Below are 21545 nucleotides of genomic sequence, written 5' to 3' on the forward strand. Positions count from 1 at the left end.
AGACAAGCAATAATGAGCACGCCATACCCAGTAGGGTGGCGTGCTGCGAGAGTGTAACAGGATTTACAGGCTACAGAATAGCACCGTGTGCCTCAGATTTAGCACAAAGCTTGCTCAAGGATCTTGCGAGACTCGTCTAAAGTGATTGTTCCTTGTTCGCCAAGTTTCAGCATGCCGTGTGCGGTCAGTTGCTGCATTACGGCTTCTACGGCGGCATTTTTCTCCATACCGTGTTCAGCGAATTGTGTTGCAACGCCTAATTGGTGATAAAAATCTTCAATGGCTGCAATGGTTTTGCTCGCGAGATCATCAGTTTGCGGTAAACCAAACACATTTTTACCCATCTGTTCAAGTTTGGCTTTTTTATGTTCAAGCTGATTGCGTAGCAGCCAAGGTTGCACAATGGCCAGAGATCGGGCGTGGTCAACATGCCATAACGCAGTTAACTCATGGCCGATCATGTGCGTTGCCCAATCTTGTGGAACCCCCGTTCCGATCAGACCATTTAAAGCTTGGTTTGCCGTCCACATCAGGTTAGCACGCCATGCATCCGTGTCACGGTTGGCGAAATCTCCGCCTAAAATCAGTAGATTTCGCAGTAAAACTTCGGCATAGCTTCTTGCACCATGGCTTGAGTAGGCAGAGTCAAATATTGTTCACAAACGTGTACCCAAGCATCGACCAAGCCGTTGACTAATTGGCGCTCAGGCAAGGTTTTCATCACATCGGGATCAAGAACTGCAAATCGTGGCTGCACGGCTGGAGACAAAAAGGCTAGCTTATCTTGCGTTTCAGCTTTGGTGATCACCGCACCAGTATTGGATTCCGAACCCGTTGCTGGCAGTGTGAGAATAGCACCGATAGGTGTGGCTTGATGCACAGTATGTTGCCCAGTCAAAATATCCCAACCGTCACCTTCATAAAACGCGGCTGCCGCTACATATTTGGAGCCATCGATCACTGAGCCACCGCCTACGGCAAGAATAAAATCGATCTGCTGGCTCTTAACCATTTCTACCGCTTTATCCAATGTTTCTTTCGTTGGATTAGGCTCAACGCCTGAAAACTCGACCCACTCATGTTCGCTCAATGCTTGAACGACTTGATCATAAGCGCCATTACGTTTGATCGAACCGCCACCGTAAAGCACCAACACCTTATTATCTTTAGGAATTTCTCGGCGAACGCTCGCGATTTGACCTTGTCCAAAATGAATTTTGGTTGGGTTTACGTAACTGAATTGCATGTTGCTCACCTCATTTGTGATGGATTAATCCCCATGTTGCTAGAACTTGCAGCACGGTATTAATGCTCTTACGTATCTGGTATGCAAAATAGAGGATTTAACGAAAAGTTTTTGTGCCTTGTACGGTAAAATCACAACTCAAAAGGTGATTTTCTTAAAAGAGGAAGAGAGTTTGAGCGTTTTTTACTCTTTTGTAACATTAAGCATAGTTGTAGGCTAGCGCTCCCTCTTAGGAAAAATTGTCACATAAAATTTGTTGAACCCCGTATTTTGTTCTGAAAAACGGGGCTTTTTTTTATGACTAAAAATTAATGGATTATTAGTTATTGATGCAAAATAACTCTGTATCAGTTGCATAAAACAGACACTCGTTTGCGAGTCATTATTAAAATTCACACTTTTCTGAGTGCCAAATTATCCCGCTATTCTAAAGTTGTTTTACGCAAGAATTTAAGTGAATCCATGTCTACGTGGTTTTATTTAATTATTTAAACAATAACTTAAGGGAAGAACAAAATGCGTTTACTTGAAGGAAAAGCGGTGAAGAGTGTATTTACACTTAGCACTTTAACTGCTTCGTGTTTAATGGCATTCAGTAGCTATGCAGCTATGGATTGCTCGGCGTTACCTGAATGGCAATCGTCAGCAGTTTATAACAGCGGTGCTAAGGTGCAGTACAAAGGCAATGCTTATCAAGCCAACTACTGGACTCAAAACAACGATCCTGAAAAATTCTCTGGCAACTATGCTCAGTGGCAATTACTGGATTCTTGCACCACATCGGGTGGTACTAACCAAGTCCCTAGCGTTACTCTGACATCGCCTCTTGCTACTGCGCAGGTGAAAGTGGGTGATGTGGTGACTCTGGCTGCCAATGCTTCTGATACCGATGGTACAGTGGCTCGCGTTGAGTTTTCAGTTGATGGCGTACTGGTTGGTCAAGCCACTCAAGCGCCTTATACCGCAAGCTGGACAGCCACTGCAGGTGCGCATGAATTCAGCGCTGTTGCTTTTGATGATAAAGGCGCAGTCAGCACCAAGAATGCAGTAACACTGACCGTTGCTGGTGATGGCCCTGTGAACCAAGCTCCAAGCGTTTCTGTTGCTCTGTCAGCAGCAACTGTGGATGTTGGCGCTGTGGTGACGTTGACTGCGGATGCCGCAGATGCTGATGGTTCAGTGGATAAAGTCGATTTCTATGTGGGCGGTGCTCTGGTAGGAACATCGGCTCAAGCACCCTATACCCTTAACTACACGACAACGAAAGCCGGTTCTCTGGCTGTTTATGCTCGTGCAACTGACAATTTAGGTGCAACCACAGATTCTGCATTGGCAACTTTGGTCGTTAATGGTGTTGCTCCTGTGGCAAGCTGCCGTCCTGATGGCCTGTATCAAACCGAAGGCGTACAAGTTCCATACTGTACCGTTTACGATGAAGAAGGCCGTGAGAAGATGGGTGTGGATCACCCACGTCGTGTGATCGGTTACTTCACCAGCTGGCGCGCAGGTGATGACCCACAAGCCGCTTACCTTGTAAAAGATATTCCTTGGGAACAACTGACTCACATTAACTACGCGTTCGTCAGCATTGGTTCTGATGGCAACGTAAACATCGGTAATGTGAACGATCCAAACAACGCAGCCGTTGGTAAAGAATGGCCGGGTGTTGAAATTGACCCAACGCTAGGCTTTAAAGGTCACTTTGGTGCTCTAGCTACTTACAAACAGAAATACGGCGTGAAAACCCTGATTTCTATCGGTGGATGGGCTGAAACCGGCGGTCACTTTGACGCTAACGGCAACCGCGTTGCTGACGGTGGTTTCTATACAATGACAACTAACGCAGACGGTTCAATCAACCATGCCGCAATTGAAAAATTCGCGACATCTGCGGTAGAGATGATCCGTAAGTACAAGTTTGATGGTGTGGATATCGATTATGAATACCCAACCTCAATGGCTGGTGCAGGAAACCCAGATGACAAAGGTTTTATGGAGCCACGTCGTGCTTACCTGTGGGCTTCTTACCAAGAGTTGATGCGTGTTCTACGTGACAAACTGGACCGCGCTTCAGCACAAGATGGTCACCACTACATGCTGACTATCGCAGCACCATCTTCTGGTTACCTGCTACGTGGTATGGAAACCTTTGATGTCACCAAGTATCTTGACTACGTCAACATCATGTCTTACGACTTGCATGGCGCGTGGAACGATCACGTTGGTCATAACGCGGCTCTGTTCGACACTGGTAAAGACTCTGAGTTGGCACAATGGAACGTTTATGGCACAGCGCAATACGGTGGTATCGGTTACCTGAACACTGATTGGGCATACCACTACTTCCGTGGTTCAATGCCAGCAGGACGTATCAACATTGGTGTTCCTTACTACACCCGTGGTTGGCAAGGTGTAACAGGTGGTGAAAATGGCCTATGGGGCCGTGCAGCACTGCCTAACCAAAATCTCTGTGCACCAGGAACTGGTGAAGGTGAGAAGAACAACTGTGGTTACGGTGCAACCGGTATCGACAACATGTGGCATGATGTTAACGCCGCTGGTGACGAAATGGGCGCAGGTTCTAACCCAATGTGGCATGCGAAGAACCTAGAAAAAGGTATTTGGGGTTCATACGCAGCGGCTTACAAGCTAGACCCAACCACAACACCACTGATTGGTACTTATGTACGCAATTACGACAGCGTTGCAGTTGCTCCTTGGTTGTGGAACGCGGATAAGAAAGTGTTCTTGTCTACAGAAGATAAACAGTCAATTGATGTGAAAGCGGATTACGTTATCAACAAAGAGATTGGCGGTATCATGTTCTGGGAATTGGCGGGTGACTATAGCTGTTACAACCTTGATGCCAACGGCAAACGTACTTCAGTAGATCCAACTGAGCAAGCGTGTGCGACGGGTAAAGGTGAGTACCACATGGGTAACACCATGACCAAAGCGATCTATGACAAGTTCAAAGTCGCAACACCGTATGGTAACAAAGTCGCAACGGGTGCAATCCCAACTGAAGCTGTGAATATTGCAGTGAAAGTGGGTGGCTTCAAAGTGGGCGACCAAAACTACCCAATCAATCCGAAGATTACCTTCACGAACAACACAGGTGTTGATATCCCTGGAGGCACAGAATTCCAGTTCGATATTCCTGTTTCTGCTCCGGATAACGCGAAGGATCAATCTGGTGGCGGCTTGAAAGTGATTGCTTCTGGTCACTCTCGTGCCAACAACATCGGTGGTTTAGATGGCACAATGCACCGTGTTGCGTTCTCACTACCAGCGTGGAAGTCACTTCCTGCGGGTGCAACCTATGAATTGGATATGGTGTACTACCTGCCAATTTCAGGTCCAGCTAACTACTCAGTGAAGATCAACAACGTTGAATATGCTTTTACCTTCGAGCAACCTGATTTGCCAGTGGCTAATCTTTCTACTGGTGGTAACACCGGAGGAAATACAGGTGGCAACACAGGTGGTGGTTCAACGGGCACGGTGATTCAATGGGTTCCAGGTTCGACAGCAGTAAAAGTAGGTGATACAGTCACTTACAACGGTAAATGCTTCGTTGCTCAAAACCCTCCTGGTTCGTGGGAAACACCAACACAAACTAACTGGTTCTGGAAAGAAGTCACTTGTCCTTAGGATTGAGTTGATATCGTAAAGCTCTAAACTTAAAAGCCTTAGTCGAAAGACTAAGGCTTTTTTCTTCACTCTGCGCAAGTAAAGCTCACCACAGGCAGATTGGTGAGCGGGTTTTGAATTTAAAACTGGTAGCTTTCTGGTACGACGACAACACCCCGTTCAGAGATATGGAATCGCTTACTGTCTTCGATAGGGTTGAGGCCAATTTCGGTATAAGGTGGGATTTTTACGTGCTTATCGATAATACAGTGCATAAGTTTACAACCTTCACCCACTTCCACATCATCAAACAAAATACTGTCAACAATCAGTGCCGAGTCATTAATGCGTACATTCGAGGAAATGATTGAATGTTGCACGGAACCACCAGAGTTAATCACCCCATTGGCAATAATTGAATTAATGAAAATGCCTTCATTGCCCGTGGCGGATGAAACGGTTCTTGCAGGCGGATACTGCGGTTCATAAGTTCGGATTGCCCAGTTTTTTTGGTACAGGTTCATGGGGGGGACCGGTTGCAATAAATCCATATTCGCGTCATAGAAGGAATCGATGGTACCTACATCTCGCCAATAACAATCACGTGCGACTCGACCTTTCCCAGAGCAGAAAGCGTAGGCATATACGCTGCCAGTCTCAATCAATTTAGGTATTACATCATTTCCAAAATCGTGGCTGGAATGTTCAAGGTCGGCATCACTTTGTAACGCTGTTTTCAATACATCAATGTTGAAAATATAAATGCCCATAGATGCCAAGCTGCGATCAGGCTTATGAGGAATGCAGGGTGGGTCACTCGGTTTTTCCACAAAACAAGTAATCCGAGACTCTTCATCAATGGCCATTACCCCAAAGGCGTTGGCTTCATGCCGAGGCACTTCCATACAAGCGATGGTTAACGTTGCATTTTTCTCAATATGCTCTTCAAGCATAGCGGCGTAATCCATACGATAAATATGATCGCCCGACAAAATAACTACGTATTTCGCATCACTGCGCGCCAGCAGCCACATGTTATGAAATAACGCATCTGCTGTCCCTTCATACCATTTCCCTCCCTTACGCATTTGAGGAGGAACAACGGTAATGAATTCACCCAATTCAGGGTTAAAAATAGACCAACCATTACGTAAATGTTTGTGTAGGGAGTGCGACTTATACTGAGTTAACACCAAGATTCGACGTAACCCAGAATGCAGGCAATTGGTTAAGGTGAAATCAATGATCCGATATTTCCCGCCAAAAGGAACCGCGGGTTTGGCTCTGTCGTCCGTGAGAGGTGAGAGCCGTGAGCCCATGCCTCCAGCCAAAATCACGGCCAAGGTGTCCTGCATAATTTATCTCCCTAAAGTGCATGTTTTTACACAAGATTGCGTGTTAGGCATGTGCAAAATGTGTGATATGCGGATCTATCAAGCGTAGTACAAGATGGGCGAGTTAGATGAATGGATTGCAATACAATGACAAAGCCTGAATAGGAACCTCTATAAGCTGTGATTTCGCTCTTAGTTACCCAAGTTGAGCTGGATACTTTACATCATGCAAAGTGATGCATTTCAGCTTTAGTTAAAATCGAGATCTGATTTCGCCCAGATGATTTGGACTCATAGAGCGCAAGATCCGCTCGTTTGTAGCTCTGATCCGGAATAGAGCAGAGGTCAGTCACACCACCACTGATGGTGACGTCGTGAGGCTGAGTGCTGGCAATATAGAGGCGTACGCGGTTAAGCACGCGCTCTGCTTCTTCAATCAAGGTGTATGGGAAGATGATGGCAAACTCTTCACCGCCGATTCTTGCGATGAAATCGGATTCTCTAAGTTGTTCTTGAATGCTATTGGCCACACCTCGCAGTATACGATCTCCCTCGCTATGGCCAAATTTATCATTAATCCGTTTAAAGTGGTCGATATCGACAATCGCGAGACAAGTTTGCGCTAAGTTTGGATAGCGGCGCACTTTGGCACATTCAAGATGAATGGCTTGATCAAATTTACGACGGTTCCATAAATCAGTTAACGCGTCTTTTTCACTTAATTCGCGTAGGCGATTTTCCAGTGCTTTACGGTGGGAAATATCAACAAAAGAGGCCACATAGAATTGAATAATATGGTTCTCGTCTCGAATACTCTGGATGCGCAAAATCTCCGTAATATTCTGGCCGTCTTTGCGCTTATTGATGACTTCGCCTTCCCAAAAACCAATATCTTGTAGAGCCTTCCACATTTGTATGTAGAACTCTGTTTTATGTAAGCCAGAGGCGAAAATAGAGGGCTGCTTTCCTTTCACTTCATCAAAAGTAAAGCCACTGAGGCGAGTAAACTCATTATTCACCTTAATGATTCTATTGCGGCGATCTGTGATTACTACTGCCGACATCCCATCCATTGCCGCCCTTGCCAATTTGCTGTCGAGGCTATTTTTCAAGTGATTGATATTCCATGCTGCAAATCCAGCAGCAATGATAGTCAGTAGTGATAATACTGTGGCGGCTTGACTCATGAGTGACCAACGCGCGGTTGCGTAGGTTTTATCGATTTCCTCTTTATTGACTCGAAGTACGAGAACGAGTGGATCTGAATCGGGTAAAACTGAACTCAGGTCAACTTGTACATAGCTAAACCAAGTTTGGTTTGAGAGAGCAAACCCTTGTGGTTTGATCAGAATTCGTTGCCAAAGTTCTGGATGTTGTTCGGAAAAACGAGGAGCCGGAGAACCATCACTCTCATTGGGTTGCGAGGGCTCACCGAGCAGTAAATCACCCGCAAGGTTCAGAACATCGGGAGAATCGAATTGGTCATAAACAAAAGAGAGTCGTTGATAGAGTGATTGTAATTTTACGGTTACAACAAGGTATCCATCAGTATTGTCTTGTCTACCAATGCCAGTGACAAATCGAAAAGTCGGTAAAGTGCCCAAGGGATCTTTGTGATTCAATGCTAATTCACTTGCCCAAACTTGTTTATTGGGTAGCTGGTTGTATTTAGCAATAATTTCTTGGCTGAAATCGTCAATGGTTTGTGCGGATTCAATAAATACAACCCGATCACCATCATAAATGGCTTTGAGCTGCTCTCTACCATCGCGATCAAGCAATTTAAATGAAGAGAAAATAGATTGAGAGCGAAGGGTAACGTCCCACAAGGTCTCTAACTGCTGAAGGGTGGTGGTATTGAGAGCTTTAGATGCCGCGAGTAAAGTGTCACTCTTAGCCAAAACTTGGGTCGACTGATAAGCCTTTTGTAGCATCTGCAATAAGTCATGTTGGCTAAATTCCAGTTGTAAGCGGGTTTGCTTTTCTACACTGCTGACGGCTTGCGTTTCCAATTGGCTTGCTTCATCAATGAAGTACAGTGCTGGGATAAAACCAAGCACGAAGGCAACAATTGAGAATTGGATGAAATACTTACGGGCAGATGAGTACATAATTCAGTATATAAGTCGTTAAGCGTGCACTATAACTGGATTTAAATGAGATTTCGCTTCCAAAATTATACTTCGTGCACTCGATCATGATTCCCACAATTAAAATGTGCAAATGCTCAATAACCGAGCAAATAAGATTCGCTCAATATTTACATTGTAAATTAGTTGATGAATTTCTCCGGCTAATTGGCTAAAAATTCTTAAATTACATCCTATTATTGATGATTTAGACATTTAAATGTGTCATTCCTTCAAAAATAGTCTTTGTCCTTGTGATTTCCGGTCAAGCTTTATCCAGATATCCCGCTATATTGATAATAAACGCAAAATTTGTCGCATTTTTTGATGATGAAGTTGCGTAATTAGAATTTTACGAGTGAGGGGTAAATGAAAAAGATACTGATGATACTCGTGTTATTGCTTGGGTTAGGAGGAGCTGGTGCTGGGTATTACCTGTTTTATCTCAAACCGCAAATGGATGCTGAAGCCGCCAAAGCCAATTCGGCAGGGGATGCCACCGCGCAAACTGAGCCTCAATCTCCCACATCAGCAGCTGAAGCCAAACCCGAAATTATGGATTTTTATGTGGATGCGGTAACGTTAGGAATACGTGAACAACCTGATCTTAATGCTTATCCCGATGTCGATAAAAAGCTCTATCGAGGGGACAAAGTTCACTTGTTAGAAAAAAAAGCAGGGTGGGGACGAATTTCAGATTACTACGTTTATGAAGATGGAGGTCCTGAAGTAGCGGAATGGATACCTTTAGATGGTTTGATCGTCGAAGCTCCTGTAATCACCCAAGAAGAGCGTACAAAAACACTGACAGGGTATATTGAAGGCTCTGATGATTTTCTAACGTATAAAGAAAAATTTCTCACCACGACCGATACTTTACTTAAAGAAGGTATCTGTTCACCGAAAGATTTTGAAGAACTGAGCGGTTGGGTGCGTTCTGTCACTTTTGGCAAAGAACCAGTTTACTTTATTTACTGTGGGGGATTAAGTCAGGCGAATAAGATCTACCTGAATATGGAAACGGGCAAAATTATCTACCGTTAATGTCCATTATTTCGCTTGAGCTAAAGCAAACATCGGCCTACACTGCTTGCTTGTTGATGTTAGTTAGAGCTTAAGTCATGTTCTGGCGTGTGTTTGTACAGTGTTGGGTTGCTCTGCTTGCGGTGGTATTGCCTTCGCAAGTGATGGCTCATGCACTGCAAAATGATCACGCTGCTGACAGTTTTGATTCAATCACCCCACAAACTCTAACCATTGATCACGACAAGCTGTTTGAATCGGTGCCGCAGCCTGCTATACCGAGTTCGCAGTCTCACGATACTCATAGCTCATACGCCATATTAAACCACTCACGCAATGTAACAAATTCACGTGTTATGGCGGGTTGTGGCTCAGATGTTCCTTTCGATTTTAATTCTGATGAACCTAAACTGGGCTCGGTCAGTCGACCACAATTGGTTAGGGTCAGCTATTCCAATCGAAACTACGATTTTTTCACTTCTACTCACCGCTTAGCGGGCTGGAAAGAGAGCAACGCTATGTATGTTGCGCTCAATAGTCAGTATCAGGTTTCCACAGTCAAAATTTAGTGTGACATCGTCACTTGTTGAATAACTCAGTGTTAGGCTGAGAGGGAAACTATGAAAAAAAGAGAACAAAAGCAGGCTGCAAAGCGCCTGATCAACCACTATTCTGCGTGGAAATACGTGGTTTTAATAACAACGATCATCATCCTCACATTAAGTGCTATTCCAACCTGGTATGGCGAACAACCATCTATCCAATTGCAAAGTAAGGATGCCGCAAGCGTTCTACTTAATGTGCCTGAACTTGCCCATCTGCTTAGCAAACAAAATATTCAAGCAGATGGAATTACTCAGCAAGGTGATAAAACGACCTTGGTTTTTGCCAACGAAAATCAGCAATCACTCGCCCGAAACGCGCTAGATTCGCTGGTTAAAGAAGGGGACACCATCACCTATTCTTATGTGTCGGTTGCCCCAAAGTGGCTAGATGAACTTGGTTTTTCGCCGATCAAATTGGGGCTGGATTTGCGTGGCGGTGTGCAGTTTTTGCTTAATGTTGATGTAGATAAAGCATTCCAAGAGCAGCGAGACAGCATGATTGATGCCGTGAAAGATTCTCTGCGTGCAGAGCGTTTACGTGGAGTTTCGGTTCAGGCCGTTGGCAATGATGCGTTTGATGTGAAAACCCAGCAGCCGCAAGCACTTAATCATGTTCGCCAATACCTGCAAGAAAACTACCGAGGTTGGGATATCCGTCAAGGCTCCGATCATTTGCAAGTGCAACCGTCACAGCAAAATAAGTCGGAGTTTCAAACCGCTACTATCCAGCAAAACTTGAAAATCATGCGTGATCGAATTGAGGAGCTGGGTATTACTGAAGCTCTGGTTCAGCGTCAGGGCGAACACGCGATTCGAATTGAACTGCCGGGAGTTCAAGATCCATCTCAAGCAAAAAACGTTATTGGTGCGACTGCAAGTTTAGCGTTCTATGAAGCCAAATCCCCCACCGATGCACGCAGTTTCGATGACTTAATCCTCGAAGATGGCAATGGGCGTCCGGTGATTTTGGCCAAACGTCCTGTGCTGAGTGGTGAACATATCGTCAATGCTCGTGCTGGTGTAGATAACATGGGCATGTCAGAAGTAAACATCTCACTTGACCATGCTGGCGGAAAAATCATGAGTGATTTTTCTGGTAAGCACATCGGGAAACCTATGGCGACGGTTTATCGCGAATATAAGACCAATGCCCGCGGTGAAACGGTTCGAAGTGAACGGGTGATCAGCGTTGCAACAATTCAGTCTCAATTGGGTAGTCAATTCCGTATCACCGGAGCAGGTTCGATGGAAGAGGCACAGCAACTGGCATTATTACTGCGTGCTGGCTCACTGACAGCTCCTGTCACCATCGTGGAAGAAAGAACCATCGGTGCTTCTTTAGGTGAGGAGAACATTGCAAACGGCTTTGCGGCACTCGCTTTAGGTTTGGCAATGACTCTGACATTCATGGCACTTTGGTATCGTCGCCTTGGCTGGGTCGCTAATGTTGCCTTATTGATAAACATGGCCTGTCTGCTCGGACTGATTGCACTATTGCCAGGAGCAGTGCTGACCTTGCCGGGTATTGCCGGTTTGGTTTTAACAGTTGGTATGGCGGTGGATACCAACGTACTGATTTTTGAGCGTATTCGCGACAAACTGAGTGAAGGTCGCAATTTCGCACAGGCCATTGATACAGGTTTTGATAGCGCATTCAGTACCATTTTGGATGCGAACATCACCACCATGATCACCGTCGTCATTCTCTATTCAATCGGTAACGGACCTATTCAAGGTTTTGCATTGACTTTGGGGTTAGGTTTGCTCACCAGTATGTTTAGTGGGGTATTTGCTTCACGAGCATTAATTAATTTGGTTTGGGGACGTGATACACGTCGTGATGTGAGGGTATAGGCCATGATTGAATATTTAAAATCACGAATTCGTCCGATTCGTTATATTACGGGCATGATTTCAATCTTGTTGATGGTGATTTCACTCGCGGCTTTTGCGATAAAAGGTCTCAACATGGGGCTGGATTTTACGGGCGGTATGGTTACCGAAGCGGTCATCGATAGTTCCGTCAGCAAGGTTCAATTAATTGATCAATTACAGCCTGTATTGGGTGAGTCAGTCACAGTAACTCCTTCTGGAGAAGAAGGCCGCTGGGTGATTCGCTACCCACTAGCCGCGGAAGGTACTGCTCCGGTTGATATGGCTAGCACTCTTCATCATATCTCTGAGCATGTACAGATTGTCAGCAATAGCATGGTGGGATCTCAAGTTGGGCAGGAGCTGGTTGATCAAGGTGGTTTAGCGCTACTGATTTGTCTGCTTTCTATTCTTGGTTACCTGAGCTTTCGTTTTGAATGGCGTTTAGCGAGTGGAGCTTTGTTGGCGTTGCTGCACGATGTCATTCTCGTGCTTGGTTTCTTTGCTATCACGCAAATGGAGTTTAACTTGACTGTATTTGCGGCAGTGCTTGCAGTACTGGGATACTCGCTAAACGATTCGATCATTATCGCTGACCGTATTCGTGAGCTATTACTGGCTAAGCAGAAAACCCCAACCGCAGATATCAATGACCAAGCCGTTATTGCAACGTTTTCGCGTACCATGGTGACTTCGGGAACAACCTTAATGACCATTTCAGCGTTATGGCTGATGGGGGGCGCTCCGCTACAAGGTTTTGCTATTGCTATGTTTATTGGCGTAATTTCAGGGACTTGGTCATCTATTTCGATCGGTACTGTATTACCAGAATGGTTAGGGCTAGAGCCTAAACATTACCTTCCCGTCGAGTTAGATGCAGCTCCTTAGAGTTCTCAATAACCCCTTTCAAATCACGAAATCGTAATAAAAACATCCCCCATTTACAGAATGAATGCTCTGTAAATGGGGGATGTTTCGTTTCAATAAAAAAGTGATCTCAAATCCTACCTAATAAAGCAAAAGCCCTCAAAAAATCGTACATGGGATAAGGGTTTTATGCGTTTTTCATTCACAAAAATTCATTATTTACCAATTTATCAAAAGGTAAATGTTCCAATTCTCGACTTAATTCACACTGGTTAAAAAGTAGACTTGTGTAACAGATTTCATATTCATATCACCCGTTTACGTTCGATTGGAGTATAAGTGTTATTGATTATTTAGTTGTCTGTATTGTTTTTGGTGATGTGTATAGGGGTTAACAGTATGAAAATATTTTTATGTTGTGCAGCTGGCATGTCGACAAGCATGCTCGTCAGTAAGATGGAGCTCTCAGCAAAAGAAAAAGGGATCGATTGTGAGATTTCTGCACATTCTATTGCGGAGTTTGAGGACTGCTTGCAATGGAGTGATGTCTGTTTAGTCGCTCCACAGGTGAGATTTAAATATGAAGAATTTAAGCGCGCAGCGAATGAGCAGGGCAAAGGCTGCGGGCTTATAGATATGATGAACTATGGCTTATTGAATGGTGAAGCAGTACTTGAGCAAGCGATAGCACTTTTTAATGCACAACGTATTACAGCGGAGATCTAAGTCATGGCATTTTTCGACAAAATTTTAAAATTTATAGAAGAAGTAGTGGCACCTATAGCAGGTAAAATATCTGCACAAAGACACATCAATGCGATTAAGGATGGCTTTGTATCAACAATGCCATTTTTGATTGTGGGGTCGCTATTGCTTGTACTTGCTTTCCCTCCTTCTGAAGGTAATTTTTTCTTTGACGGCTGGCATGGACTCATTGACGTTATCGGAAAAGATAACATCATGGCACCGTTTCAATTAAGCATGGGTATCTTCGCACTTTATGCAACGTTTGGTATTGCATTCAGCTTGGCTGAATCTTACAAACTGCGCGCGATGAACACTGGTATGTTAGCCATCTTCGCATTTTTACTTGCTGTGGCCCCTATGGTTAACGTCGAAATTGGTGGAGTATTACCGGGGGCATTCCTTGGCGGCACAGGTGCTTTTACTGCAATTCTTTGTGGTCTTTTAGTTCCTGAAATGCAACGCTTACTGATCAAATACAATATCCGTATCAAGATGCCAGATGCGGTACCACCAAAAATTTCTGCGTCATTTGACCTATTAATTCCGATTGTGTTTATCTCGATCATTATTATGTCAATCAACGTATTCTTGGCCCAATATAACCTCAAAATTCCATCAGCAATTATGCAGTTATTCCAACCTTTAGTGATGGCATCGGATAGTTATATTGCTTGTTTAATTGCAGTACTGATTGTTCAGATCCTGTGGTTTAGTGGTATTCACGGTGGTTCGGTTGTGGGCGGTATCATCGGTCCAATGCTCCTGATCAACCTAGGTCTTAACCAATCGGCACTTGCTGCAGGTGAGCCTCTGCCAGCAATATTTATTAACCCTGTTATGGACTTCTTTATTTTTGTTGGTGGTGCAGGTGGTACTTGGGGGCTGGTTGTACTAATGATGCGCTCTAAAGCTACTCAGCTTAAAACAATCGGTAAAATGTCGATTGTCCCCGGAACATTTAATATCAACGAACCTGTTATTTTCGGTACGCCAATCGTGATGAACCCAATTTATTTCATCCCATGGTTACTGGCACCAACAATTAATACAACCATTGTATGGCTTGCATTTAAAACAGGATTTGTTGCAAAAATCATCGCTATTCCACCATGGACAATGCCAGCGCCAATCGGAGCAATTATTGCAACGAACTCAGGAACTGCCGCATTAGTCGTACTAAGTAGTGTGATTGTCAGTGCTTTAGTCTTCTACCCATTCCTTAAAATTCATGAACGACAACTACTGAAAGAGGAAAATGCACTCAGTGAAGCTGCAGCTGCAAATTCTGATAAAGCCAAGGGGAAATTAGATGAATGTCGAAATTAATAGCCCACAGGATATAACAGAAGAATTTCTAATGATGCTGTTATGTCAGGTCGGTGAAGCACGCTTTTCTTGTATGGAAGCGATGGCCTTAGCTCGCAAAGAACAGTTTGCTCAAGCGCAGGAAATGTTAGGTGTTGCTGATAAAGCTCTGATTGCTGTGCATAAGTCACAAACTTCCCTTATTTCCTTTGATGAGGGAGCTGGTAAAGTTCCAATGACGTTGATTCTGACTCATATTCAGGATCACATCATGACAACCATGTTATGCAGGGAAATGGCAGAAGAAGTCATTGCTATTCACAAAAAGTTAGAAAAGGTCGTTCAGTATGAAAAAGCGCATATTTGATTATACCTCCGAGGATTTTCGAAATGCTTCTCGCACACAGATCGTTGAGAGTATTCGAAATTCTGAAGGTCGAACTATCATGGTGGAAAACGTTGTTGCTATTACTCCGCCAATTGATGTTGTGTCCGGCGCGGAAATAGCTGCCGCTTTCGGGGCTGATATGATTACGTTGAACTGCTTAGACGTAATGAATCCCGCGATAAAAGTGCTCACCAATGATCCTGAAGAAGTGATGTCAATTGCTGAGATTAAATTGGCAACGGGGCGTCTAATTGGATGCAACCTAGAACCGATTCCTGATAACGTTAATCACGTTGATGTTGGTCGAACGGTGACGAAAGAAACGGTCGAGCGAGCTATCGAACTAGGTCTGGATTATCTTATGTTGACAGGTAATCCTGGTAACTGCGTTACTCAGGAAACCATTCTAGAAGCTATTTCACTGGTACGCAGTGTGTCGCAAGATATCATCATTGTCGCTGGGAAAATGCATGCTGGTGGTGTAGGTAATGACTACAACTTGAGCATAGTGCCTGCCTTTGCTGAAGCTGGTGCTGACATCATGATGTTCCCAGCACCATACACCACTCCCGGTGTTGACCCAACTCTAGCGCGTGAAATGATTCAAGCCGTACACAATGCCGGAATGCTTGGAATGCTCGCCATTGGTACTTCACAGGAAGGTGCTGATGAGTCTTACATTCAGCAAGTTGCTTTGGCTGCAAAAGCTGCTGGTGCCGATATTGTTCATATCGGTGATGGTGGTTACAGCGGTATTGCCCCCCCAGAAAATATCATGAAACTTGGTATTACTTTACGTGGTCGTCGCCATCAATATAAGCGCATGGCTAACAGACGTTAATTCATTCAATCTCATGTAACTATTGACGGATAATGTGGAGACACTTATCCGTCAACATTCATATTTTTATGATTCTCGTATCTGTAGTTTAGATCGCGAGGGATTCTTCTATGTGATTTACGATAGGATTTATATTTATGAATAAAGTTAAGTTTCCACTTAAATTATTAACACTAGCATTGGTTTCCCAATTTTCTTTCTCTTCACTTGCTTATGCTACAACGCCGCATCCTCAAGCTGATAAATTAGATTTGCTCTGGAAAGTCGTCGATCATGATATTGGCGAGAATATATTTCTTGGAAGTCTAACCATTACTAATAACGGGACGGAAGCGTTGAGTGATCAGGGTTGGTCTTTGTATTTTAACTCAGTTCGACCACCAGCCTCTGTGCTACCTGATAGTGATCCTAATGGGGTCAACGCGCGACAACAATTAGCATCCCAACATGTTTCTATTCGTAATGCAGATGTCGCCAAAAGCGGAGATTATTTCGTTCTTGAACCAACGAGAGGTTTCGCACCTATTTATCCAGGTGAATCTCGCGAAATAATGATCACAGCACAATATTGGCAAATGCTGAAAAATGATTCGCCGTCTGGTTTCCATATTTCATTCAACGGTACTGCTCCTCAAGCGGTGATGGTGGATGTGTTCATGGATCCCTCAAATCCAAAGCATACGCGACAAAGTATCCATGACATTAAGCCTGTTGAAACAGCAGCACTACGCTTTGCAGAAAACACCTCGACCAAGCAAGCAATTTCAATTAAAAATCAAGTTGTACCACAGTTGCAATCTGTAGAACCGACAGATGGGGCATTCTTGAACCTCCTAGGCTGGTTGGCCACAATTAATGCTCCAGATAACTTGAGAAATGAAGCACTGTACTTACAAAGTGCACTGAAAGACCTAATTCAAGGTGACTTTCAGATTAACACTGAGAATCAGTATCCAGCTCAACAGATTACTTTGAAGCTAAATCCTAACCTCGATACGGATGGCGACGGAAGTGCTGATAATGAAGGTTATAAACTCACCATAGATCCATTCAATGGCATTACTATTGAAGGGAAAGATGAAGCCGGGGTTTTCTATGGGATTCAAACGTTACGTCAGTTGATCCCATCGGATGTATATAAAAACTCCACTACGGCTTATAAAGAAAAAAATGCGGTGTTATCTGCGTTTAGTGCAAAAGATGCCCCTCGTTTCGAATATCGCGGCATGATGTTGGATGTATCAAGAAACTTCCAGAGTAAAGAGACCATTTTCAAACTAATTGATCTCTTGGCCTACTATAAAATCAATAAATTTGAATTAAACGTTGCGAATGATGAAGGCTGGCGACTGGAAATTCCAGGGATTCCTGAATTAACGGAGTTTGGGGCGAAGCGTGGCTATGACCTTGAAGAAAAGCAGATGCTGCACACCTTCATGGGCGCAAGTAACGGTTTTGCACTCGGTGATGGCATTCAAGGTAAACCTGAAAATGTGACGGTTGCAAATAAAGGTGTTCCACCAAAATATCAAGGGTTTGAAGTAGCTCAGCAAAACTTTTTAGGAGAAGGCTGGGGCTATTACACGGTTCAAGACTTTAAAGAAATCCTGAAATACGCGGCGGATCGCCATATTGATATTATCCTTGAATATGATTTTCCGGCACATGCGCGAGCTGCAATCAAAGCCATGGAGTACAGATACAACAAATATAAAGATACCGATCCTGTGGAAGCTAATCGCTATCGTTTGATCGACCCATTGAACGAATCACGTTATTACACACCACAATTTTACACCGACAATATGGTGAACCCGGCTCTTGAAAGCACATTCACTTTCTTGGAAAAAGTCATTAGTGAAACCAAGAAGATGTACGATTCCGTGCCTGAGGCTCAAGTGACACGTTTACACGGTGGTGGTGATGAGCTACCGCACTTAGGGCCAAATGAATGGTGGGCGAAATCTCCATTAGTGCAGCAAAACCCAGTGACAGCGGGTAAATCCGATGCCGAGTTGTTCGACTATTTCTTCACACGTTGGGCATCCATTATTCGTCAAAATGGTTTCCAAGTCGCAAGCTGGGGTGATGTGTTAACCCACAACGGCACGGGTAACGCTAACTATGGTGAACTATTCCCATTATTCTGGAATAACGTTTGGGGTTGGGGGAATGAACACCAATCTTATGTGTTCGCCAATAAAGGCTATAAAGTTGTTCTTTCACATGCAACCAACCTTTACTTCGATCTTGCTTACACCAAACACCCTGACGAAGTCGGGTACCACTGGGCGGGATATACAGATACGAAAAAGGCTTTCGAATACAGACCATTTAATATCTATGCCAACGGCAAAACCGATAAGTTAGGCAACCCAGTGGCGTGGAACCCTGATTGGGTTCATCTCACCGAGGAAGGCAAGAAAAATGTTGTGGGCCTCCAAGGGCAACTTTTTGGTGAGAACTTGAAATCGCCAGAAATCATGGAATATCTGACATTCCCTAAACTGCTTGGTGTTGCAGAGCGTGCTTGGGTGACAGATATGCCGATTGAAGATACACCGGATGCGACAGGCAAAACGTCTATGGATCGAGCGTGGGATACGTTCTCTAATACGCTTGGACAATATGCGTTGGATAAACTCGAATACATCCAAGTTGTTGATATTTATAATCAAGTTCCGAACACACATGGTGTGAATTACCGTGTTCCTCTACCTGGTGCTGTGATTGAACAAGGTAAACTGAAAATCAATAACCGTTTCCCTGGTTTAACTACGCAGTATTCATTGGATGATGGACAAACATGGATTCCTTACTATGGACCTGTCGATGTCAACTATGCCGCGAAAGTGCAAGTTCGGTCGGTAACTGCTTCTGGTCGAAGTAGTCGAACTGAATACATTCCTCAATAAGCGTTATTGCGTGTAGGAATAGCCAGCTTAGTTCCCCCTAAGCTGGCTTTGTTTTTTATTCTATTAAACGTAGAAAAGGTAGTTTCATAGATGGGAAATTATAAGTTTTGTATTATATAGAACTTATGGAATTATTTAGTTAAGTAGATTCTGCATTAAAAATGCTTATTTGAATTCTGAATCATGTAATCGATAGTTTTGATATTTATTTTTGATCTCAATCTTGTTGCTAATAAAAATTTTTGAGAAACGATTAACTTTTCTATCTTACTGAAAATGTTATGTATTTCATTAAGTATAACAATGTCATTAATTAAAATCCCTTTACTTTCATAGCTATGTATTTACTTTAGTATTTATTACTATTTCATTGAAATGTAGATTCAGATCAACTTTTTAAAAAATACACAAAACTGAATTTGAAATGTCATAAACCTGGATTAGGTTTAAAGATAACAAGTAAATTGAATTAGCCTATCTAATTGATTGTTTAATAAATAATTTAAAGAAGGCGAAGACTTGTTATTAAACCTTGTTATTAAACATTAGTTTTTAATTTTGAGCGTAATATGCTTTCAACTATTGATGATGTAGTTAATTCATTTATCTGCTGCTTTAGTTGAAAAGGCATGAGTCAGTATTGCTGTTGAGAATGGAGTCTTGAATGAGAAAAATCGCTTTGATCACAGGATCTAAAGGCGGAATTGGTTCTGCGATTTCAACCCAGTTGGTCAGTGAAGGGTATAGAGTCATAGCTACTTACTACACAGGCAATTATCAATGTGCGCTAGATTGGTTCAATGAAAAGCAATTCACTGAAGATCAAGTGCGGCTTTTGGAATTGGATGTGACCAATACAGAAGAGTGCGCTGAGCGTTTGGGCAAACTGCTCGAAGAGGAAGGCACCATTGATGTGGTGGTTAATAACGCAGGTATCACGCGTGACAGTGTGTTTAAAAAAAATGTCGTATCAAGCGTGGAAAGAGGTAATCGATACCAACCTCAACAGTGTATTCAATGTAACCCAGCCTCTCTTCGCGGCTATGTGCGAAAAAGGTTTCGGTCGAATTATCAATATCTCGTCAGTTAACGGTTTAAAAGGTCAATTTGGCCAAACCAACTATTCCGCTGCTAAAGCGGGCATGATCGGTTTCTCTAAAGCACTCGCCGCAGAAGGCGCACGCTACGGAGTAACGGTGAATGTTATTGCTCCCGGATATACCCTCACTCCTATGGTTGAGCAGATGCGTGCCGACGTATTGCAATCGATAGTCGATCTAGTTCCGATGAAACGCTTAGCTAAGCCGGAAGAGATTGCTAACGCCGTTAGTTATTTAGCCAGTGATGCAGCCGCTTATATCACAGGGGAAACCTTGTCGGTAAACGGCGGCTTATACATGCGTTAATGTCTGGGGGATATATGGAAAAAATCTATATTGTGGGCGCGAAGCGTTCAGCGATCGGTGCTTTTGGTGGTTCATTAAAAGATTGCGCAGCAGGTGCACTTGCAGGTCAAGTGATCCAAGCTGCACTAGAGTCTGCGAAACTTAAACCGGAATCTGTGGATGAAGTGATTGTCGGCAATGTGGTCAGTGCTGGCCAAGGTATGGGGGTTGGTCGACAAGCTGCATTGGCAGCGGGTTTACCACAAACCGTACCGGCTTACAGCATTAATATGGTCTGCGGCAGTGGCATGAAATCTGTGATGGATGCAGCTGCACACATCAAAGCTGGTGATGCCTCTGTGGTTGTTGCGGCAGGCGTTGAAGTTATGTCGCAAATCCCATTTGCAACCCCAGCAAGCCTACGTGATGGACAGAGAATGGGCTCATTTGAACTCAAAGATCTGCTCATTAACGATGGTTTGACCGATGTGTTTAACCAATACCACATGGGCGTAACTGCCGAAAACATTGCTAAGCAATTCGAGATCTCTCGTCAAACACAGGATGAATTTGCTCTTGCTAGCCAAATGAAGGCGACTGCCGCTATCGAGGCGGGACATTTTAAACAAGAAATCGTGCCTGTTGCGGTGAAAAAGCGCCGTGAAACAGTGGTGTTTGATACAGACGAATACCCCAAACCCACAACGACTTTGGCGGCATTGCAAGGTTTGAGAGCTGCTTTTGATCCACAAGGCACTGTAACGGCTGGTAATGCTTCTGGCATTAATGATGGCGCAAGCGCTGTGATTGTTGCCAGTGAGAGTGCTGTGCAAAAACTCGGTTTAACGCCAATTGCAGAAATCATCAGTTACGCACAAACCGGATTAGATCCAAAAGTCATGGGTTTAGGGCCTGTGAGTGCAGTAACTCAAGCATTAACGAAGGCAGAATTGCCTATCGACAATATTGATCTCTTTGAACTCAACGAAGCCTTTGCTGCACAAGCCCTTGGTGTGGTGTACGGGCTTGCCGAGCAACACTCTGTCAAACCAGAAACGATACTGGAAAAAGCTAACGTGAATGGCGGTGCTATTGCGTTAGGGCATCCGTTAGGTGCGTCTGGTAACCGCATTCTGGTTTCTTTGCTTCATGAATTACAGCGTAGCCATAAAGAATATGGCGTCGCTTCTCTTTGCGTCGGTGGTGGTATGGGCACCGCGATCGTGATTAAAACTGTTTAATTTGAAATTCATTC

13 protein-coding genes and 2 pseudogenes are annotated in these 21545 nt (G+C 43.9%); 12 read left to right on the forward strand and 3 right to left on the reverse strand.

Going from position 1 to position 21545, the window contains the following annotated elements; translation table 11 throughout:
* Positions 1–98: 98 nt before the first annotated feature.
* Positions 99–1246, reverse strand: a pseudogene (locus tag D908_RS0119670) (iron-containing alcohol dehydrogenase).
* A gap of 516 nt (positions 1247–1762) precedes the next feature.
* Here D908_RS0119670 and D908_RS05715 point away from each other — a divergent pair.
* On the forward strand, positions 1763–4900 hold the full coding sequence (locus D908_RS05715) for a chitinase C-terminal domain-containing protein (RefSeq protein WP_005525769.1): 3138 nt from the start codon (positions 1763–1765) through the stop codon (positions 4898–4900).
* A 119-nt stretch (positions 4901–5019) separates the two neighbouring features.
* Here the strand turns inward: D908_RS05715 and glgC are convergent, their stop codons facing one another.
* Positions 5020–6234: a glucose-1-phosphate adenylyltransferase gene (gene glgC / locus D908_RS05710; protein ID WP_001154330.1), complete on the reverse strand. Its 1215-nt coding sequence runs from the start codon at positions 6232–6234 to the stop codon at positions 5020–5022.
* 203 nt (positions 6235–6437) lie between these two features.
* Positions 6438–8324: a sensor domain-containing diguanylate cyclase gene (locus tag D908_RS05705; protein WP_005525771.1), complete on the reverse strand. Its 1887-nt coding sequence runs from the start codon at positions 8322–8324 to the stop codon at positions 6438–6440.
* A gap of 402 nt (positions 8325–8726) precedes the next feature.
* On the opposite strand from D908_RS05705, the gene D908_RS05700 reads away from it, so the two are divergent.
* From D908_RS05700 to D908_RS05655, 11 genes and pseudogenes are all read left to right on the forward strand, one after another.
* Complete coding sequence (locus D908_RS05700; protein ID WP_172462087.1) at positions 8727–9386, forward strand: SH3 domain-containing protein; 660 nt, start codon at positions 8727–8729, stop codon at positions 9384–9386.
* Between the two features lie 77 nt (positions 9387–9463).
* Entirely contained in the window at positions 9464–9934 is a 471-nt protein-coding gene (locus tag D908_RS05695) for a hypothetical protein (protein WP_005525775.1), read from the forward strand.
* A 51-nt stretch (positions 9935–9985) separates the two neighbouring features.
* Positions 9986–11824, forward strand: coding sequence for a protein translocase subunit SecD (gene secD, locus D908_RS05690; RefSeq protein WP_005525778.1), 1839 nt, complete (start codon positions 9986–9988; stop codon positions 11822–11824).
* 3 nt (positions 11825–11827) lie between these two features.
* The gene (gene secF / locus D908_RS05685) at positions 11828–12730 is read left to right on the forward strand and encodes a protein translocase subunit SecF (protein ID WP_000575269.1); all 903 of its coding nucleotides are present in this window, start codon (positions 11828–11830) and stop codon (positions 12728–12730) included.
* A gap of 378 nt (positions 12731–13108) precedes the next feature.
* The gene (locus D908_RS05680; RefSeq protein ID WP_005507415.1) at positions 13109–13435 is read left to right on the forward strand and encodes a PTS sugar transporter subunit IIB; all 327 of its coding nucleotides are present in this window, start codon (positions 13109–13111) and stop codon (positions 13433–13435) included.
* 3 nt (positions 13436–13438) lie between these two features.
* Positions 13439–14782 (forward strand): PTS sugar transporter subunit IIC, encoded by a 1344-nt coding sequence (locus D908_RS05675; protein ID WP_005525780.1) that lies wholly within the window; start codon positions 13439–13441, stop codon positions 14780–14782.
* A complete protein-coding gene (locus D908_RS05670) occupies positions 14766–15128 on the forward strand; it encodes a PTS lactose/cellobiose transporter subunit IIA (protein WP_005525782.1) in 363 nt (120 codons plus the stop codon). The genes D908_RS05675 and D908_RS05670 overlap by 17 nt, the downstream gene beginning before the upstream one ends.
* A complete protein-coding gene (locus tag D908_RS05665; RefSeq protein ID WP_005525783.1) occupies positions 15109–15990 on the forward strand; it encodes a DUF7916 family protein in 882 nt (293 codons plus the stop codon). Before D908_RS05670 ends, D908_RS05665 begins: the two co-directional genes overlap by 20 nt.
* A gap of 137 nt (positions 15991–16127) precedes the next feature.
* Entirely contained in the window at positions 16128–18905 is a 2778-nt protein-coding gene (locus D908_RS05660) for a family 20 glycosylhydrolase (protein ID WP_005525785.1), read from the forward strand.
* Between the two features lie 664 nt (positions 18906–19569).
* Positions 19570–20311, forward strand: a pseudogene (locus D908_RS0119675) (SDR family oxidoreductase).
* Between the two features lie 14 nt (positions 20312–20325).
* Positions 20326–21531 (forward strand): acetyl-CoA C-acetyltransferase, encoded by a 1206-nt coding sequence (locus D908_RS05655; RefSeq protein WP_005525786.1) that lies wholly within the window; start codon positions 20326–20328, stop codon positions 21529–21531.
* The last annotated feature ends 14 nt before the right edge of the window (positions 21532–21545 follow it).

Source organism: Vibrio mimicus CAIM 602 (assembly GCF_000338875.1).
GTDB classification, from domain to species: Bacteria; Pseudomonadota; Gammaproteobacteria; order Enterobacterales; family Vibrionaceae; genus Vibrio; species Vibrio mimicus.

What these genes read in the sequence shown, in the direction of transcription:
- D908_RS05715 (WP_005525769.1), top strand. Translation starts at nt 1,763, where the DNA reads ATGCGTTTACTTGAAGGAAAAGCGGTGAAGAGTGTATTTACACTTAGC.
- glgC (WP_001154330.1), bottom strand. Translation starts at nt 6,234, where the DNA reads ATGCAGGACACCTTGGCCGTGATTTTGGCTGGAGGCATGGGCTCACGG.
- D908_RS05705 (WP_005525771.1), bottom strand. Translation starts at nt 8,324, where the DNA reads ATGTACTCATCTGCCCGTAAGTATTTCATCCAATTCTCAATTGTTGCC.
- D908_RS05700 (WP_172462087.1), top strand. Translation starts at nt 8,727, where the DNA reads ATGATACTCGTGTTATTGCTTGGGTTAGGAGGAGCTGGTGCTGGGTAT.
- D908_RS05695 (WP_005525775.1), top strand. Translation starts at nt 9,464, where the DNA reads ATGTTCTGGCGTGTGTTTGTACAGTGTTGGGTTGCTCTGCTTGCGGTG.
- secD (WP_005525778.1), top strand. Translation starts at nt 9,986, where the DNA reads ATGAAAAAAAGAGAACAAAAGCAGGCTGCAAAGCGCCTGATCAACCAC.
- secF (WP_000575269.1), top strand. Translation starts at nt 11,828, where the DNA reads ATGATTGAATATTTAAAATCACGAATTCGTCCGATTCGTTATATTACG.
- D908_RS05680 (WP_005507415.1), top strand. Translation starts at nt 13,109, where the DNA reads ATGAAAATATTTTTATGTTGTGCAGCTGGCATGTCGACAAGCATGCTC.
- D908_RS05675 (WP_005525780.1), top strand. Translation starts at nt 13,439, where the DNA reads ATGGCATTTTTCGACAAAATTTTAAAATTTATAGAAGAAGTAGTGGCA.
- D908_RS05670 (WP_005525782.1), top strand. Translation starts at nt 14,766, where the DNA reads ATGAATGTCGAAATTAATAGCCCACAGGATATAACAGAAGAATTTCTA.
- D908_RS05665 (WP_005525783.1), top strand. Translation starts at nt 15,109, where the DNA reads ATGAAAAAGCGCATATTTGATTATACCTCCGAGGATTTTCGAAATGCT.
- D908_RS05660 (WP_005525785.1), top strand. Translation starts at nt 16,128, where the DNA reads ATGAATAAAGTTAAGTTTCCACTTAAATTATTAACACTAGCATTGGTT.
- D908_RS05655 (WP_005525786.1), top strand. Translation starts at nt 20,326, where the DNA reads ATGGAAAAAATCTATATTGTGGGCGCGAAGCGTTCAGCGATCGGTGCT.